Raw genomic sequence first — 16,497 nt, 5'->3', positions numbered from 1 at the left:
TATGCTATTAGAAGCTACCTGCTTTTTACACAGGTAACTTTCTTTCTTGAATTACTATTTAAAGGGAATGTTTTTTATTGACATGCGACTGTGCTCCAGGAAGCTCCAGATGGCTTAGCCCATTGGTTTGCTTGCGTATTTGGTGGGTTTAAAGGATCAAAACCAGCATCATGTTGAATACACGTTAAGTTATCATTTCTATCTGCAACCATATAAATGAAATTTACATTATTACCATTTGCTACGTTTAAACTTGTTAAATTGTTACCTCTAACTTGTAAACCCCTAACTTTTGAATTATTAGAAATATCTACACTTGTTAAATTGTTGTTGTAAACAACTAAAGTTCTTAAATTTGGATACATAGAAACATCTAACGTACTAATTTGATTTTGCTCTAAGTATAAAGTTCTTAACCCATTGGCTGTTGTTGGTAATAATAATGTTGAGATATTATTACCTCCACATTGAAAGCTAACTAAACTTGAGTGATTAGATAAATCGATTGAGTTTATATTATTCTGCTCAATTAATATAGTTTGTAAAGCTGTATTAGCTGAAAGATCTAAAGCTGTTAAATTATTCCCTCTTAACGTTAATCTTGTTATTGCTGTATTCTGACTTAAATCTATACTCGTTAACGAATTATTCATAGCATTAAACTCTGTAATATTCACAAAAACCTCTATACCTGTAACATCTGAAATACTTAACCCATCAACACGAATTGAACCTGAATATGCCTGAGCTTCTGATACTTGAATTTCACTATCTCCATTAGTATTAATAGCGTTATCAGCTACTAAAGCCGTTTTAAAATTAGCATCTGGTATATTTACAATAGTACCAGTTGCGGCTTGTAACCCCGTGCCATTAATCATAATAGCATAACTTGGTTTTGTAGGATCATTGCTTTCTACAACTATCATTGCTTGTTTTTGTCCTTCAGATTGTGGTGTAAAACGTGCTGTTACCTCATAAACGCCACCATTAGGAGCAATTGTTTGTGGTGCAGATACATTTACCAAGGTAAAGTCACTAGAGTTAAGTCCACTCATTCTAATATTACTTACCTCTAAACTTCCTTGACCATTATTTTGAATAGCAAAAGTTAAATCATTTGAAGAGTTACCTACTGTAACATCTCCAAAACTTAATCCAGTTTCACTAAAAGCAATTGCAGGTTGTGCTGGTGCTGTTCCTGTTCCATTCATTGGTAAAGACGCTTCATTATCACTAGAATTATTAAAAAACTTAATAGATCCTGAAGCAGATCCTTGTGAACTTGGCGTAAACTTAACTTCAAAAGTATATGTATCACCTGGAGCAATAGTTCTTATTAATGAACTTGTTCCTCCTATTACTGTAAAAGATGATGATGAACTACCTCCTATAATATTCACATTAGTAATCTCTAAATCTGCATTTCCTGTATTAGAAACTGTAATATTTTTAGATAAGTCTTTACCTACTTCAACATTCCCAAAACTTACAGGTGATTCACTAAATTCTATAACTGATATAGGTGTTGCTGTAGCTTTACCACTTAAGGCAATAGCTTTAACACCTGTATTAGTTGTCACCTCTAAACTTGCTGTTTTTTCTCCTACATTGGTTGGCTCAAATACTACCGTAATGTTTTTTGTTTCTCCAGCAGCTAAAGTTTCTGTTGTTGCTGAAGTTGAAAAATCAGCAGCATTGGCCCCTTTTATTTCAAAGCCCGTAATTTCTAAATCTGCATCTCCACTATTAGTTATAGTAAACGTAGCGTCTTTTGTTTGGTTAATCTCTACGTTTCCAAAAACCAAAGCCGTTTCACTTAAATCAACACCTGGTAATGGTTTTGGTTTTGCAATTCCTGTTACTTTTACTTCTTTTTTTCCAATATTAGTCGTAATTTCTAAGATAGCCTCTTTTTCTCCTTCTGTTAAAGGAGCAAAGGAAATTTCAAAAGTATACGATTCTTCCTTTTTAATTACTTTCGGTACTGCACTAGTTGAAAAATCAGCAGCATTTGTTCCTTTTAATACAAATTCATCTATTTCTAAATCTGAACCTCCCTCATTTGTTACTTTAAACGAATAGTTAATAGTTTGTTCTACTTCTACTGTTCCAAAATTCTTTTCTATATCAGTAATAGAAAACTCTGCTGGAATAATTTCTTCATCTTTATCACAACTTGTGATACTTACAAGTACAAAAAGAATAGCACTTGCATACATGTTAATTTTTTTTCTCATGTGTGTTTATTTTTCTGATTTAATTTTTTGTGCTTCCTTATAGTTATAAAGCACTTCTCCCTTATATTGGAAGTAAAATTACACACAAGACACCTCTTACAATGAAAAAACTGCTGAAGTGATTTTATCTTTTTCTAAAACACTTTTTTTTGTTTCTAAAACACCTAATATCTATTTAAAAGTAAAAAAGCTCGTCAAATGACGAGCTTTTTATATCTATAGTCCTAATAAAACTTGTAATGCTTTTTAGGATAATACAATCAAAATTTATTTTACTTCTTCAAAGTCTACATCTTCTACGTTATCTCCGCTTTCTGATGAAGCTCCTGCATCAGCACCTCCTTGCGCACCAGCTCCATTAGCTTGTGCATCTTGTTGTGCTTTATACATTTCTTCAGAGGCAACTTTCCAAGCTTCATTAATCTTTTCCATTGCTGCATCAATAGCATCAAGGTCTTTAGATTCGTGTGCTTTCTTTAACTCTTCTAAAGCAACTTCAATTGGCTCTTTTTTATCAGCTGATAATTTGTCACCAAACTCTTTTAGTTGCTTTTCTGTTTGAAAAATCATAGAGTCTGCTCCGTTAACTTTTTCAGCAGTTTCTTTTGCTTTTTTGTCAGCATCAGCATTTGCCTCAGCTTCTTGCTTCATCTTTTGAATTTCTTCATCAGATAACCCTGAAGAAGCTTCGATACGGATATCTTGTGATTTACCAGTTGCTTTATCTACTGCAGATACTTTGATGATTCCGTTTGCATCAATATCAAAAGTTACTTCAATTTGAGGAACACCTCTTTGTGCTGGTGGAATATCTGTTAATTGGAAACGGCCAATTGTTTTGTTATCTGCTGCCATCGCTCTTTCACCTTGTAATACGTGAATATCTACCGATGGTTGGTTATCTACTGCTGTAGAGAATACTTGCGACTTTTTAGTTGGAATGGTTGTATTTGCATCGATTAACTTTGTAAATACATTACCCATTGTTTCAATTCCTAATGATAAAGGTGTAACGTCTAATAATAATACGTCTTTTACATCACCTGTTAACACTCCTCCTTGAATTGCTGCTCCTAACGATACAACCTCGTCTGGGTTTACACCTTTACTTGGTGCTTTCCCAAAGAACTTCTCAACTGCTTCTTGAATTGCAGGAATACGAGTTGATCCTCCTACTAAAATTACTTCATCAATATCAGATGTTGATAAATCAGCATTCTTTAACGCTGTTTGACATGGCTTAATCGTTCTTTTTACTAAATCATCAATTAACTGCTCAAACTTAGCTCTACTTAACGTTCTTACCAAGTGCTTTGGTCCACTAGCTGTAGCAGTAATATATGGTAAGTTAATCTCTGTAGAAGTTGTGCTTGATAATTCGATTTTTGCTTTTTCAGCAGCTTCTTTTAAACGTTGTAATGCCATAGGATCTTTACGTAAATCCATGTTTTCTTCAGCATTAAACTCATCTGCTAACCAGTTAATGATTTTCTCATCAACATCATCACCTCCTAAGTGTGTATCACCATCAGTAGCTAATACTTCAAATACTCCGTCTCCTAATTCTAAGATAGAAACATCGTGTGTACCTCCACCAAAGTCAAATACAACAATTTTCTTATCATCGTTTGCTTTATCCAATCCGTAAGCTAGAGCTGCTGCAGTTGGTTCGTTGATAATACGACGAACTTTTAATCCAGCAATCTCACCTGCTTCTTTAGTTGCTTGACGCTGCGCATCGTTAAAGTATGCTGGTACAGTAATTACCGCTTCAGAAACTCCTTGACCTAAATAGTCTTCAGCAGTTTTCTTCATTTTCTGCAATATCATTGCAGAAATTTCTTGAGGCGTGTACATACGATCATCAATCTTTACTCTTGGTGTATCGTTGTCCCCTTTTACAACATTGTAAGGAATTCTTCCTGCTTCTCTTTCAGACTCAGAATATTTATTCCCCATAAAACGTTTAATAGAATAAACTGTTTTAGTTGGGTTAGTTACCGCTTGACGCTTTGCAGGATCTCCTACTTTACGCTCTCCTCCTTCAACAAATGCTACAATAGAAGGGGTTGTTCTTTTTCCTTCTGCATTTGGAATTACTACTGGCTCATTACCTTCCATTACAGACACACATGAGTTCGTAGTACCTAAATCTATACCTATAATTTTACTCATAATTTTTATTTATCTTTTTTAAAAGTTTTAAATTCAATTTTACGAGTAATAGTAGTCAAAGTGTATGCCATTGATTTTTCACCTATATTTTGACAGAAAAAGGTGTAAAACAAGTTGTTTTTTATGACAGAGTGTCATCGATTACAGTTTTTAAATAGGATTCATATACCATTTTTATATTCGCAAATGTATTTTGTAACGCTTTGTTTCTGACTTTTTTGTCTTTAAACACAACTTTGGTAATACCTTCTTCTAATTGAGGTGTCAAACTTCCTTTATAATTAGAATACATTAAATACCAGTGTGTTTCTTTTAAACGATATTCGTTTTGTTGCATAAATAAATGATAAGTAACGAGTAGTTTTTGTTGAACTATTAGTTTTTCTATACCACATTCTTCCTCAACCTCTCTAACAGCTGCTGCTTCTAATCCTTCCCCTTCTTCAACGCGTCCTTTAGGCAAGTCCCATTTATTTCCTCTATAAATAAATAGTATTTTTTTGTTTTCATTTAAAACTAGTCCTCCAGCCGCTGTAATTACTTTAAACTTTACTTTAAAATCTAACCAATCCTCTGTCAGGTTATTAGAATAGATATAAACACTACTTAATTTACCTACTTTTAACTTATAAATAAGTTCTTCAATAATTGTATTTTTGTAAATATAAACTGGATAATCTTCTTCATTTTTAATTGAAGTTGTAAAGATTATTGGTTTATCATTAACAAAAACTTTATACATTTGCGCTATGGATTTTAACAAAGATACAGCAAAAAAAACTGCCGAGCTTCTTTTGCAAATTAAGGCTATAAAATTAAGCCCCCAAGAACCTTTCACATGGGCTTCTGGTTGGAAATCACCTATTTACTGTGACAACAGAATCACATTATCGTACCCTCCCGTTAGAAACTTTTTAAAACAAGAAATTGCTAAACTAGTAGAAGAAAAACATGGCAAACCTGATGTTATTGCAGGAGTTGCTACTGGCGCTATTGCTATTGGTATATTAGTTGCTCAAGAATTAGGAGTGCCTTTTGTATACGTTAGGCCTGAACCTAAAAAACATGGTAGACAAAACCAAATTGAAGGACATATAGAAAGTGGTCAAAACGTAGTAGTTATTGAGGATTTAATTAGTACAGGTAAAAGTAGTTTAAATGCTGTAAAAGCATTGAAAGAAGCACATGCCAATGTAAAAGGAATGATTGCTATTTTTTCTTATGGATTTAATATTGCTACAGAGAATTTTAACAATGATAAAGTAGAACTTACTACTTTAAGTAATTACGAGCATTTATTAGAGCAAGCTTTAGATAGTAAATATATTACTAGTGAAGAACTTCGAACTTTAGAAGATTGGAGAATTGCCCCTAGTGAATGGAATCAAAACGATAAATAACAACACAATAATGAATATAGAAGGAAATACAGTTACTGTAAAAAAATCATCTAAAGATTTATTTGAATTTCTAACCAAATTAGAAAACTTTGAACAACTAATGCCTGAAAATACTCAAAAATTTGAGGTTGATGGTGATAGTTTTATTTTTGGCTTAAAAGGTATGCCAGAAATTCGTTTAGTAATGAAAGAAAAAACGGAATACTCAAATGTTACTTTAGGTGCCGCAAGTAGTAAATTACCTTTTACTTTAGCTGCTAACATTATTGAGATTGGCGATAATGAGAGTCAAGCTACTTTAAAATTCAACGGTGAATTTAATGCAATGATGGCTATGATAGTTAAAGCACCATTAACAAAGTTTATTGGTACGCTAACTGAAAATTTAGAAAAGCTATAAAGTGGCAAACGAAACTTCTTTCAAACCAAATTCTTGAATCGTTTCGTTTTCTAACTCTATTTCGAGATTTCCATTTTTTGAAACTCCAATAATTTTACCCATAAATAAAATGTTCTGGCTGTTTTTAAACATCGTTGGAACATTTTTTTTATACAATACTTTTAAGTAAGCCTCTTCTAGTAAATTATATTCTTTTCTTTCTAAGAGATTAAAATACCCTTTTAGATTCTTTAAAATATTTTCTAATAACACATCCAAATCAAATTCTCTTCCTAAAATCTTTTTTACAGAAGACGCATTGGGTAAATTCTCAGGAAATGAATTTTGATTTACATTAACCCCAATTCCTATTACAGAAGACACTATATTACTACCTTTCAGGATATTTTCAATTAATATACCTCCTAGCTTTTTATTTCCTGACAGAATGTCGTTTGGCCATTTTACCGACAAATTTAGCAATCCCAACGCTTCTAAAGCTTGAAAAACACTCAGTGAAACGCAAAAATTCAAATATTTATGATTCTCCACTTTTAAATCTATAAACCTAGAAAACACACTAAAAGTAAGGTTTTTCCCCTCTTCAACAACCCATTCAGAATTCATTTGCCCCCTCCCCTTGGTTTGCGTTTTTGCAACCACCACTGTAAAATCATCAACTACCACTTTTGACACCATATTCTTTAAAAAGGTGTTGGTAGAGTCGATGGCATTAAGTTTGATTATTTTCATGTAGGTTTTGCGTGTAAAACAAGTATCAATATTACATAAATTACTCGCAAAAAAATAATAACTTTGCTAAAACTTAATTTTTTTTAATGACAATAAAACAAACAAACACAGACGATCTTTTAGCTGTGATTATTAAAGGGATTGATGATGTAAAAGGAGAGGATATCCAATTACTAGATTTAAGAGAGATAGAAAACACTGTTTGTGATTATTTTGTAGTTTGTTCTGCTAACTCGAACACACAAGTAAATGCCATTTCGGGCTCTGTACAAAAAATAGTAAGTAAAGAACTAAAAGATAAACCTTGGCATATTGAAGGGCAAGGAAACTCTGAATGGGTTCTTATGGATTACGTAAACGTTGTTGTACATATCTTTCAAAAACAAGTTCGTGAATTTTACGATATTGAAAGCCTTTGGGGAGATGCAAAAATTACAGAAATCAATCCAGCATAATTGCTAACATTTTATACACCTTTTTATGAGTGATAATAAAAAAAATGCGCCAAAATTTAGTTTTAACTCATTTTGGCTATACATACCAATAATAGTTATTTTACTAGGATTAAGCTTTTTTAATTCTGGTAACTTAGGTTCTCGTAATATTACAAAAAACGAGTTTACTAAAATTCTTCAAGCAAACGATATTAAAGAAATTGTTGTAGAAAACAACAATGTTGCTCAAATATTTTTAAAGCCTGAAGCAGAAAAAAAAGAAGAGCATAAGAAACTAGCAGATTCTCCTTTTTACAGAAAAGGATCGCCTCTTTACACATACAACTTTGGTGATTTACAAAACTTTGAAAACGAAATCAACAAAGAGAAAGAAAATAAAAACCTTGATTTCGATAAAGTAAATGTAGAAAGAACTAGTATGATGGACACAATCATTAGCTTCCTTCCTTTTATTTTATTGATTGTTATTTGGCTTTTCTTTATGAGAAGAATGTCAGGAGCTGCTGGAGGTGGCGGTGCTGGAGGGCAAATCTTTAACATCGGTAAGTCTAAGGCAAAACTTTTTGACGAAAATACTAAGGTTAAAACTACCTTTAAAAATGTAGCTGGTTTAGAAGGTGCTAAAGAAGAAGTTCAAGAAATTGTAGACTTCTTAAAGAGCCCTGAAAAATACACAAAATTAGGTGGTAAAATCCCTAAGGGAGCCTTATTAGTAGGACCTCCTGGAACGGGTAAAACCTTATTAGCAAAAGCAGTTGCTGGCGAAGCTGGTGTGCCTTTTTTCTCTTTATCTGGTTCAGATTTTGTTGAAATGTTTGTAGGGGTTGGAGCTTCTCGTGTGCGTGACTTATTTAAACAAGCGCAACAAAAGTCACCTTCTATTATATTTATTGATGAAATTGATGCTATTGGACGTGCCAGAGGTAAAAATAGCATGACTGGTGGTAATGATGAACGTGAGAATACCTTAAACCAATTACTTACTGAAATGGATGGTTTTGGTACTGACACTAATGTAATTGTGTTAGCTGCTACCAACCGTGCAGATGTATTAGATAAAGCATTAATGCGTGCTGGTCGTTTTGATCGTCAAATTTATGTTGACTTACCAGATTTACATGAGCGTAGAGAAATTTTTGAGGTTCATATTAAACCTTTAAAATTAGCTGCGAATGCCGATTTAGAATTTTTAGCACAACAAACACCTGGATTCTCAGGTGCAGATATTGCCAACTTATGTAACGAAGCCGCTTTAATTGCTGCCAGAAAAGGGAAAGAAGCTATTGAGCATCAAGACTTTTTAGATGCTGTTGATAGAATCGTAGGCGGATTAGAAAAGAAAAATAAAGTTATCACTCCTAAAGAAAAGAAAGTAATTGCTTTTCATGAAGCTGGTCACGCAACCGTTAGTTGGATGTTAGAACACGCTGCTCCTTTAGTTAAGGTAACTATTGTTCCTCGTGGTCAATCATTAGGTGCTGCTTGGTATCTTCCTGAAGAGAGAAAAATTGTTCAAACAGAACAAATGCTTGATGAAATGTGTGCTACCATGGGAGGTAGAGCTGCTGAAAAATTAATTTTCAATAAAATCTCAACTGGAGCGTTAAGTGATTTAGAAAAGGTTACTAAACAAGCTCGAGCTATGGTTACTGTTTATGGTTTAAATGACAAAGTAGGAAACGTTACTTATTATGATTCTTCAGGTAATGATTCCTTTGTAAAGCCGTACAGTGAAGCAACTGCACAAAAAATTGATGAAGAAATTTCTGAAATAATAGAAAATCAATATAAAAGAGCTGTTGATTTACTAGATCAAAACAGAGATAAATTAACTGAATTGGCTGATTTATTACTTGAAAAAGAAGTTATATTTAAAGATGATTTAGTAAAAATATTTGGAGACAGGCCTTTTGGTAAAAAGGAAAAACCTGAAATTACAACAGAAGAATAGTTTTTATTTTAATGAATTTTTTCAAAAAATTATTTAGAACATATCAAGAATCATCTAAAGAAAAAAAAGTCAACGAACAAGAAGTTCATTTGTCTTTAGATGATTCTTTTGTTCATCATTTTATTAATAAAGGAGGGAAATTTTTATACTGTACATCAATAAATGAAGTAAGTAATAATTTAAAAAATATCTTACAGGAAAATAATTGGCGTAAAGTTACTTGCACCGATTTTGATTTATTAAAAATTACTGAAAAAATTGATATCTCTGTACAAAACCATTCCTCAGAATCTGTACCTTTTTTTACATCTTGTGAACATTTAATTGCCGATAAAGGAGAAATTTTATTCTCATCTAATCAATTAGGCAGTCATAAAATAGCTTCTCTCTCTAAACATTTTATTGTTTATGCAACTACGAGTCAGCTAGTAAAAAACACAGGAGAAGGATTAACAGGTATTAAAACACATTTTAGCGGTAATATACCAACCAACATTAGTTCTGTTAAGAATTATACGTTTGAAGTTGAAGATGATAATTTCTTGAGTTATGGTAATAATAACACAAAAGATTTATATTTGCTGCTCTTTGAAGACCTTTAAAATATGTCTAACCTTTTTGTAAGAAGCCTTTCTGCTGTTGTTTATGCTTTTCTATTTATTTCTGCCATTCTTTTTTCAGCAGAAACATATATAGGACTGCTTGCTCTTTTTGCTACTGTTTGTATCTGGGAGCTTTCTAAAATTACACAAATTAAAAGTATTATCCCTTATATTCTTTTAGCCTGTATTACTTATATTTCCTTTCAAGGTACAGCTTTTAAGTATAACGACTACTTATTCGGTTTTACTATAGTCGGGTCACTTATCTTACTATATTTACTTATAAGCTCTAAGCTAATTAAAACGGGCACTTTAACTCAAAAGTTATTTTTACAAGTTATATACTTGATATTACCGTTTTACTTCTTAATGAACCTTCCTTTTATTGAAAACACTTATCATCCAAACATAATTATTTATATAATTTTTATTATTTGGACTAATGATAGTTTTGCTTTTTTGGTAGGTAAAAATTTTGGTAAACGAAAATTATTCGAAAAGGTATCTCCTAAAAAAACAATTGAAGGTTTTATAGGTGGTCTATTATTTTCAATAATTGCTGGTTTTATAATCGGTCAATACTCAGGATTTTTTTCAATTTTAGATTGGATAATCATTGCTATTATAGTGGCTATTTTTGGTTCTTTAGGAGATTTAGTAGAATCTAAGTTTAAAAGACAAGCAAATGTGAAAGATAGCGGTACAATTATGCCAGGTCACGGAGGCTTATTAGATAGACTAGATAGCTTGTTTTTCCTTGCTCCCTTCGTATATTTGTACATTCATTACATTATGTAAACTATCTACATATACAAACCTCATTTATGAAAGATGATTTAGATTTGAAGTTTAAAGAAGCTTATCAAAAAGCATCTGAATTAGAGGAAAAGCTTCCTCCAGACCTTATGTTACGTTTATATGCTTACTATAAACAAGCGGTAAAAGGAGATCGGTTTACTTTTAATGATAATAGCGACTTAAGAAATGCTTTTAAATTTAATGCTTGGATGCAACTTAGAGGCATGAACGAACGAGAAGCAAAAAAAGAATATATTAAATTAGTAAATTCAATCATAAAATAAACCTCATGAAAAAAATCGTTTATTCTTTAGTTATCTGTTTTACAGCTTTTCAAATGACATCTTGTAAATCAGAAGCAAAAAAAGAGACAAAAACCACAAAGGAAGAAGTTAAAACAGAAAAAAAAGCTGCGTTTGTATTACAAGATGCTAACAATTCTATAAACTGGGTAGCTTACAAAACTACTGAGAAAATACCTGTTAATGGTCAGTTTAAAAAAGTAAACATTACTGCTGGTGGTGAAGCTGATACAGCCAAAGACGCTATCAACAATGCTGAATTTTCTATTCCTGTAAGTAGTATTTTCACGAAAGATACAAGCAGAGATTTTAAAATTAAAAAGTTTTTCTTTGGAGTAATGGATAAGACTGAATTACTTTCTGGTAAGTTAGTTTTAGAAAATGATTCTATTGGTTACGCTAACATTACTATGAATGGCGTTACTAAAAAATTACCTTTTAATTATACTTTAAACGGAAAAGAATTTAGCTTAAATACAACTATGAAAATTACCGATTGGCAAGCTAACAAAGCATTAGAGTCTTTAAATACTGCATGTAAAGACTTGCATAAAGGTGCTGATGGTGTTTCTAAAACTTGGGATGAAGTAGCTTTAAACATTACATCTGTTTTTAAATAAAACCGATTAAAAACATATTTGAAAGCCTCAGAGTAATTCTGAGGCTTTTTTATTTTTAGTATACTTCAAACATCCATTTTTTTACTGGCTTATAAAAAACTATAACTAATAAACCTATTATTACTGAGATTACTCCTAGGTTAGCATATACAGAAACATATGAGTATAATTGATGAAAAACTTCTGATTGCTCCATTATAGTTTTTGAAGACAGACCTGTAAGTAGTTCTGTTACCTCACCAAAAAAACCTTTTGAAAACACTCCTAAGCTCCCATTAACAACAGTAGTTAAGTTAGCTATTTTGCCTGCAAAAAAATGACCATAAAAATTTGCTGAAAACCATACACCCATTATAAAAGCAATATACTTTACTGGGGATAACTCTGTCATTTTAGATAATCCAATAGGAGATAAAAACAGCTCTCCTGTTGTTAGTATAAAGTACCCTAAAATCAAATACACCATTGGAGTTTTTGCTAATTCATCAACTTGATAACCTGATAAACCAAAAGTTATAAAACCTACACCTAAAAACAATAGACCTAATCCAAATTTTATAACAGAGTTTGGATTCTTATGTATTTTATGTAAATAGCCCCAAAGTATTGAAAATGGTATTGCCATAAGAATTATAAAAGTTGAATTAATACTATTTGTTTGAGCAGCATTCATCCCTACTAAATTAACATTCCTATCAGCAAACAAGGTTAATGAGCTACCCGCTTGTTCAAAGATTGCTGCAAACAATGTATATAAAACAGTAAAAAAAATGGCTACTGAAAGTTTTTTACGTTCTTTTAAAGTTACCGTTCGTAAAATCTTCACTAAAAATAGTATTAAAAATAACGAAACAATCCAAACCAAGTAATGTTCAAACTCATGATAATAAACTATCAAAGCAAATACTGGTACAGACAAAAGTGCTGCTATTGTTACTAAATTTCCCTTTTTAACTCCAAATTGTTTTTCTTCATATAACTTTTGATTTGGCATCAAACCTTTATCTTCAAAAACATTTCTTCTAAGTCCTCCTTTAAAAACCAGTAATCCTAATAACATTCCTATTCCTGCCAAAACAAATCCATAATGCCAACCATATAACTCCGCTAACCATGCACATAATAATGGAGCTACAGCACCACCAATATTTATTCCCATATAAAAAATAGTAAAACCTGCATCTCTCCTACTATCTCCTTCTGTATATAATTTCCCTACAAATGAAGATATATTAGGTTTAAAAAATCCATTACCAACAATAATTAGAGATAATGAACCATAAAAAAATATAGGATGTTCAAAAGTTAAGAAGAAGTGCCCTAATGCCATTAATACACCTCCTAAAATAATAGCTTTTCTAAACCCTAAAATTTTATCAGCTAGCATTCCTCCAATCATTGGAGTGACATACACTAAAGACATATATGCCGCATACACTCCAAAAGACATTTCATCAGAAAACAATAAATGTTTTGTCATATATAATACCAATAAGGCTCGCATTCCGTAAAAAGAAAAACGCTCCCATAGTTCAGCAAAAAATAAATATAAAAGTCCCCTTGGATGCCCCAAAACATCAGTTTTTGAATTCATATCTTCAATAAATTTTAAGTTTATGCTAATATATTTTTACACATATAAAATCAGAAGGTATGTAGTTAATTGTAGTAAAAAATAAGCTTTTGTAATTTTTTGTAACCTTATTTAATAGTAAAAATTAATATCTTATTAATACATTCAAACTCTATATTAATAGTTTTACTATTATATTTTCGCTATTAATTTTTATTTATGAGGAATTTATTGTCAAATTTAAAAATACCTTCAGGAATTTATATAAAAGATCCTGAGACTTCTGAATTAGGTAAGAGAATAATAGAAAATAGTATCGTATTAATTGAAGAAATTGGTTTTGAGAATTTCAATTTTAAGAAGCTCGGTAGCATAATAGGCTCTAACGAAAGTTCAATTTATCGTTACTTTGAGAGTAAACATAAACTTTTAGTTTACTCTTGGTATTGGGGTTGGATTCAGTATTCATTAGTAATAGAAACTTATAGCATTAGCAGCCCTAAAGAAAAGTTAATTAATACTCAGCCTAATTGTAATCAACGAAAACTCTAAATCGTACTCTACAAAAGAAGTAGATACCGAAAATAAAAAAGGATTCTTTAAACTATACAAAGAAGTGGTAAAACGTTTTGCTGAAATAATTAGTAATTACAATAGTTCTTACAAGCATCCTTTAGCTCTAGCAAGTACTATAATTGAAGGGGGTTTACATCAACAATTTGTAAAATTACACTTTAAATCACTTACTAATTGTGATAAAAACACGAGTACTGCATCCTTCTTTATAGAATTAACATTAAACGTACTTTTAAATGAAAAAGAAAAATAAACTAATCCCTTGGCAACGATTTCTTGGGTTAATAAATCTAAAAAAAAGACACTTTACAAATAACATATTAAGCTATTTTTGAAGGTATTGTTGCTTTATCTTTACCTTTAGGTTACAAGCTATTATAAATTTATTACAAGCAGCACAAGTTTCTGTTTCTTGGATTGTTTTAGTTATACTAGTTACTTGAGGAGTTGTTTTTAATGAAATTTTAAAATTAATGCAGTTTATAATTGCTGTTTATACTCTTCTAACAATGCCTCATCAATAACGATATGTTCAGGAAGAATTCGTAAACGATATTTACTTTCACCTATAAATGTAATGAGATCTTTACGTTCTAATTTTTCTTCTTCTAGCCTCAAAATTGAATTTATATTATCTATAATTCTTGTAACGTATGTTTGACTTTTGATATCTCCTCCTGAATTTACTATGATTGATTGTTTTTCTGCCTCTAAAAATTTTCTTCTATAAGCAAATGTTAGTAGGTTTTTATATTGCGTTGTTTTTGATCCAAAATCTATTTTAGTATTTACAATTCCTTTTGAGGGAATGGTTAACTTTATTAATGACCAATCTAAAAACTGAATTTTCATTTCATTGGGCTTTGGTGTATGTGCTAATTGTATTACCCAACTTGTAGCTAACACTAAAAAAACCGATACTAACGATGTTTTTGCTACAACTCTAATTAATTGATTTGTAAATTCATTATCAAAACCAATTAAAACATCAGATAGTTGAGAAATGAACAGCAATAGTATTGCTATAATTGATATAAAAGCAACTAATTTTAAATCTCTATACATAAAAGTTCTATAGAAAGAAACTCCCATTAAAAAACATAAAAAAGTCGTTAATAGTACATCTGGAAGTGCTGCTACTTTTACTCCGTAATAAAAATTGTTTCCATATAAAGAAGAAAACAACAAAGTTATAGAAGCCACAACAACAATTATAAGCCCTATAATTTTCACATTCTTTTCATTTCTGTAAATAAACCTTGGAGCATCATGTACATAATATAATGCCATCAGCCAAAATAAATTATTTACTGTTGACAAGATGTTTACTCCAATTTGATAGATAGTTGTTTTTTCAAAAGTGAAATAATTAGCTGAAAGTGCCCAAATACCAGAGGTAACCCACACCAACATTCCAAAACTGAAATATAACAGACCTTTATCAACTCTTTTTATTGAGTTTCCATCTTCTAAAACTTCTTTAAATCGTTTCCTAATGTTATAGTAGATTGCCAACAATAACACAGCTCCAATAAAAGAAATACACGTATGCAGTAAGTTATGAAACTGTGTTACTTCAGCCATTTATCGTAAGATTTTAGAAACTAAATCTTTTTTCGCTTTTTTATCATCTCCAAACAACCATTGTAGTACATTATCCTCCCACATCTCATCCTTCTCTTGCTCGTTAATAATGTTTCTATCAATAGCTAAATCTAAGATTTTCCCTGGGTATGATGATTGAATTTCGCTTTCCATTTCTCCTAATGGATAAGGATCATCTAATCCAATTAACACTTGTCTTGAGCCTTGGTTTTTAATCAACAAATCTAAAGACCCTGTATCGTGTACCAACGTATCAAAGAAGATGTTTTTACTTCCTACCGCTTTTCTTGGATGACTTTTTCCTTCAAATAAATCTGGTCTTCCATCAAACCCTTGAATACGACGTCCTAAATTCATTTGAGCTAGTTGTCCTCCATGCGCAAAACAAACACGCATGTTTGGGTACTTCTCATAATACCCATTCAATGTTAAAAAGTGATATGCATCTGCACACTGTGCTAACATCCAAATTAAATGGAAACGCCACGAAGTATTTTGTAATTTGATAAATTTTTCACCATCATACGGATGAATTTCAACCGCTAAATTATATTTATCTGCCAACTCAAAAATCGGTTCATTTTCCTCATCAAAAATACAACGCCAAGTACCAATTGTATCCATATAATGCGTTGGTAAGCACAACAAACGCATACCTAACACCTCAACACAACGTTCAATTTCCCATAAAGCTCCACGAACAAAACCTGGATGTACCACAAAACCACAAGTAAACTTACCTGGATTATCATGTTGAACACGTGCATTAAAATCATTCTGAAAACGTAACGCTTGCTTCATCTCTTCTAAACGTAATCCGTTTCCGTATAACTGAGATAGATTCAAAACAACTGCATGGTCAATTTTAAAATGGTCCATCCATTCAAGTTTTTCATCTAAAAAGAAACTAGAATCGGTTACTGGTCGACTCCAATCTTTTTGCAACATGAACTTTCTATCCTTATCTACCCAAAAAATTCCTTTGTCTTTCATAAACTGAGGAATCTGCTCAGGGTAAGGCAGTAAATGTGAATGTCCGTTTATTCGTAGTTTGCGTTTTGTCATTTT

The 16,497-nt window shown here is 31.5% G+C and carries 17 protein-coding genes; 10 read left to right on the top strand and 7 right to left on the bottom strand.

Annotated features, from left to right (window positions below):
- Nucleotides 1–74: 74 nt before the first annotated feature.
- From MK851_RS12830 to MK851_RS12820, 3 genes are all read right to left on the bottom strand, one after another.
- Nucleotides 75–2,240 (bottom strand): choice-of-anchor D domain-containing protein, encoded by a 2,166-nt coding sequence (locus MK851_RS12830; RefSeq protein WP_320244285.1) that lies wholly within the window; start codon nt 2,238–2,240, stop codon nt 75–77.
- Between the two features lie 267 nt (nt 2,241–2,507).
- Nucleotides 2,508–4,415: a molecular chaperone DnaK gene (gene dnaK / locus MK851_RS12825; protein ID WP_303506941.1), complete on the bottom strand. Its 1,908-nt coding sequence runs from the start codon at nt 4,413–4,415 to the stop codon at nt 2,508–2,510.
- Nucleotides 4,416–4,536: 121 nt separating this feature from the next.
- On the bottom strand, nt 4,537–5,157 hold the full coding sequence (locus MK851_RS12820) for an NUDIX hydrolase (RefSeq protein WP_320244284.1): 621 nt from the start codon (nt 5,155–5,157) through the stop codon (nt 4,537–4,539).
- A 7-nt stretch (nt 5,158–5,164) separates the two neighbouring features.
- Between MK851_RS12820 and pyrE the strand changes: the two genes are divergently transcribed.
- Complete coding sequence (gene pyrE, locus MK851_RS12815) at nt 5,165–5,815, top strand: orotate phosphoribosyltransferase (RefSeq protein ID WP_303506945.1); 651 nt, start codon at nt 5,165–5,167, stop codon at nt 5,813–5,815.
- Nucleotides 5,816–5,825: 10 nt separating this feature from the next.
- A complete protein-coding gene (locus MK851_RS12810; protein WP_320244283.1) occupies nt 5,826–6,215 on the top strand; it encodes an SRPBCC family protein in 390 nt (129 codons plus the stop codon).
- On the opposite strand, the gene MK851_RS12805 is transcribed toward MK851_RS12810, so the two are convergent.
- The gene (locus MK851_RS12805) at nt 6,210–6,947 is read right to left on the bottom strand and encodes a biotin--[acetyl-CoA-carboxylase] ligase (RefSeq protein WP_320244282.1); all 738 of its coding nucleotides are present in this window, start codon (nt 6,945–6,947) and stop codon (nt 6,210–6,212) included. The genes MK851_RS12810 and MK851_RS12805 overlap by 6 nt on opposite strands.
- Before the next feature lie 86 nt (nt 6,948–7,033).
- Here MK851_RS12805 and rsfS point away from each other — a divergent pair, with 86 nt between their 5' ends.
- The 6 genes from rsfS to MK851_RS12775 are packed head-to-tail and all read left to right on the top strand — an operon-like array spanning nt 7,034 to nt 11,675.
- On the top strand, nt 7,034–7,402 hold the full coding sequence (gene rsfS / locus MK851_RS12800; RefSeq protein ID WP_047789323.1) for a ribosome silencing factor: 369 nt from the start codon (nt 7,034–7,036) through the stop codon (nt 7,400–7,402).
- A 25-nt stretch (nt 7,403–7,427) separates the two neighbouring features.
- A complete protein-coding gene (gene ftsH / locus MK851_RS12795; protein ID WP_303506954.1) occupies nt 7,428–9,353 on the top strand; it encodes an ATP-dependent zinc metalloprotease FtsH in 1,926 nt (641 codons plus the stop codon).
- An 11-nt stretch (nt 9,354–9,364) separates the two neighbouring features.
- The gene (locus MK851_RS12790) at nt 9,365–9,955 is read left to right on the top strand and encodes a hypothetical protein (protein WP_303506956.1); all 591 of its coding nucleotides are present in this window, start codon (nt 9,365–9,367) and stop codon (nt 9,953–9,955) included.
- A 3-nt stretch (nt 9,956–9,958) separates the two neighbouring features.
- Nucleotides 9,959–10,753 (top strand): phosphatidate cytidylyltransferase, encoded by a 795-nt coding sequence (locus MK851_RS12785; protein ID WP_320244281.1) that lies wholly within the window; start codon nt 9,959–9,961, stop codon nt 10,751–10,753.
- Nucleotides 10,754–10,779: 26 nt separating this feature from the next.
- Nucleotides 10,780–11,037 carry an acyl-CoA-binding protein gene (locus MK851_RS12780; protein ID WP_303506960.1) on the top strand — a complete coding sequence of 86 codons (258 nt, stop codon included), beginning with the start codon at nt 10,780–10,782 and terminating at the stop codon, nt 11,035–11,037.
- 5 nt (nt 11,038–11,042) lie between these two features.
- Nucleotides 11,043–11,675 (top strand): YceI family protein, encoded by a 633-nt coding sequence (locus MK851_RS12775; RefSeq protein ID WP_320244280.1) that lies wholly within the window; start codon nt 11,043–11,045, stop codon nt 11,673–11,675.
- A gap of 55 nt (nt 11,676–11,730) precedes the next feature.
- On the opposite strand, the gene MK851_RS12770 is transcribed toward MK851_RS12775, so the two are convergent.
- The gene (locus MK851_RS12770) at nt 11,731–13,269 is read right to left on the bottom strand and encodes a peptide MFS transporter (protein ID WP_320244279.1); all 1,539 of its coding nucleotides are present in this window, start codon (nt 13,267–13,269) and stop codon (nt 11,731–11,733) included.
- A gap of 198 nt (nt 13,270–13,467) precedes the next feature.
- On the opposite strand from MK851_RS12770, the gene MK851_RS15690 reads away from it, so the two are divergent.
- Both MK851_RS15690 and MK851_RS15685 read left to right on the top strand, forming a co-directional pair.
- The gene (locus MK851_RS15690) at nt 13,468–13,800 is read left to right on the top strand and encodes a TetR/AcrR family transcriptional regulator (RefSeq protein WP_413788391.1); all 333 of its coding nucleotides are present in this window, start codon (nt 13,468–13,470) and stop codon (nt 13,798–13,800) included.
- Nucleotides 13,801–13,864: 64 nt separating this feature from the next.
- Nucleotides 13,865–14,077 (top strand): hypothetical protein, encoded by a 213-nt coding sequence (locus MK851_RS15685; protein WP_413788390.1) that lies wholly within the window; start codon nt 13,865–13,867, stop codon nt 14,075–14,077.
- Between the two features lie 227 nt (nt 14,078–14,304).
- On the opposite strand, the gene MK851_RS12755 is transcribed toward MK851_RS15685, so the two are convergent.
- Together MK851_RS12755 and MK851_RS12750 are read right to left on the bottom strand one after the other, a co-directional pair.
- Nucleotides 14,305–15,408: a hypothetical protein gene (locus MK851_RS12755; protein WP_320244278.1), complete on the bottom strand. Its 1,104-nt coding sequence runs from the start codon at nt 15,406–15,408 to the stop codon at nt 14,305–14,307.
- Complete coding sequence (locus MK851_RS12750) at nt 15,409–16,494, bottom strand: amidohydrolase family protein (RefSeq protein ID WP_320244277.1); 1,086 nt, start codon at nt 16,492–16,494, stop codon at nt 15,409–15,411.
- Between the last annotated feature and the right edge of the window lie 3 nt (nt 16,495–16,497).

Source organism: Tenacibaculum sp. 1B UA, from assembly GCF_033978845.1.
Taxonomy (GTDB): domain Bacteria; phylum Bacteroidota; class Bacteroidia; order Flavobacteriales; family Flavobacteriaceae; genus Polaribacter.
Note: the sequence above shows the minus strand (reverse complement) of the source record. Positions and strands in the feature narration are given on the sequence as shown.

Excerpts from the sequence above, each read along its gene's own strand:
- MK851_RS12770 (WP_320244279.1), bottom strand. The coding sequence starts at position 13,269 with ATGAATTCAAAAACTGATGTTTTGGGGCATCCAAGGGGACTTTTATAT.
- MK851_RS12755 (WP_320244278.1), bottom strand. The coding sequence starts at position 15,408 with ATGGCTGAAGTAACACAGTTTCATAACTTACTGCATACGTGTATTTCT.
- rsfS (WP_047789323.1), top strand. The coding sequence starts at position 7,034 with ATGACAATAAAACAAACAAACACAGACGATCTTTTAGCTGTGATTATT.
- MK851_RS12750 (WP_320244277.1), bottom strand. The coding sequence starts at position 16,494 with ATGACAAAACGCAAACTACGAATAAACGGACATTCACATTTACTGCCT.
- dnaK (WP_303506941.1), bottom strand. The coding sequence starts at position 4,415 with ATGAGTAAAATTATAGGTATAGATTTAGGTACTACGAACTCATGTGTG.
- MK851_RS12810 (WP_320244283.1), top strand. The coding sequence starts at position 5,826 with ATGAATATAGAAGGAAATACAGTTACTGTAAAAAAATCATCTAAAGAT.
- MK851_RS12790 (WP_303506956.1), top strand. The coding sequence starts at position 9,365 with ATGAATTTTTTCAAAAAATTATTTAGAACATATCAAGAATCATCTAAA.
- MK851_RS12830 (WP_320244285.1), bottom strand. The coding sequence starts at position 2,240 with ATGAGAAAAAAAATTAACATGTATGCAAGTGCTATTCTTTTTGTACTT.
- MK851_RS15690 (WP_413788391.1), top strand. The coding sequence starts at position 13,468 with ATGAGGAATTTATTGTCAAATTTAAAAATACCTTCAGGAATTTATATA.
- MK851_RS12785 (WP_320244281.1), top strand. The coding sequence starts at position 9,959 with ATGTCTAACCTTTTTGTAAGAAGCCTTTCTGCTGTTGTTTATGCTTTT.
- MK851_RS12780 (WP_303506960.1), top strand. The coding sequence starts at position 10,780 with ATGAAAGATGATTTAGATTTGAAGTTTAAAGAAGCTTATCAAAAAGCA.
- MK851_RS12775 (WP_320244280.1), top strand. The coding sequence starts at position 11,043 with ATGAAAAAAATCGTTTATTCTTTAGTTATCTGTTTTACAGCTTTTCAA.
- MK851_RS12820 (WP_320244284.1), bottom strand. The coding sequence starts at position 5,157 with ATGTATAAAGTTTTTGTTAATGATAAACCAATAATCTTTACAACTTCA.
- pyrE (WP_303506945.1), top strand. The coding sequence starts at position 5,165 with ATGGATTTTAACAAAGATACAGCAAAAAAAACTGCCGAGCTTCTTTTG.
- ftsH (WP_303506954.1), top strand. The coding sequence starts at position 7,428 with ATGAGTGATAATAAAAAAAATGCGCCAAAATTTAGTTTTAACTCATTT.
- MK851_RS12805 (WP_320244282.1), bottom strand. The coding sequence starts at position 6,947 with ATGAAAATAATCAAACTTAATGCCATCGACTCTACCAACACCTTTTTA.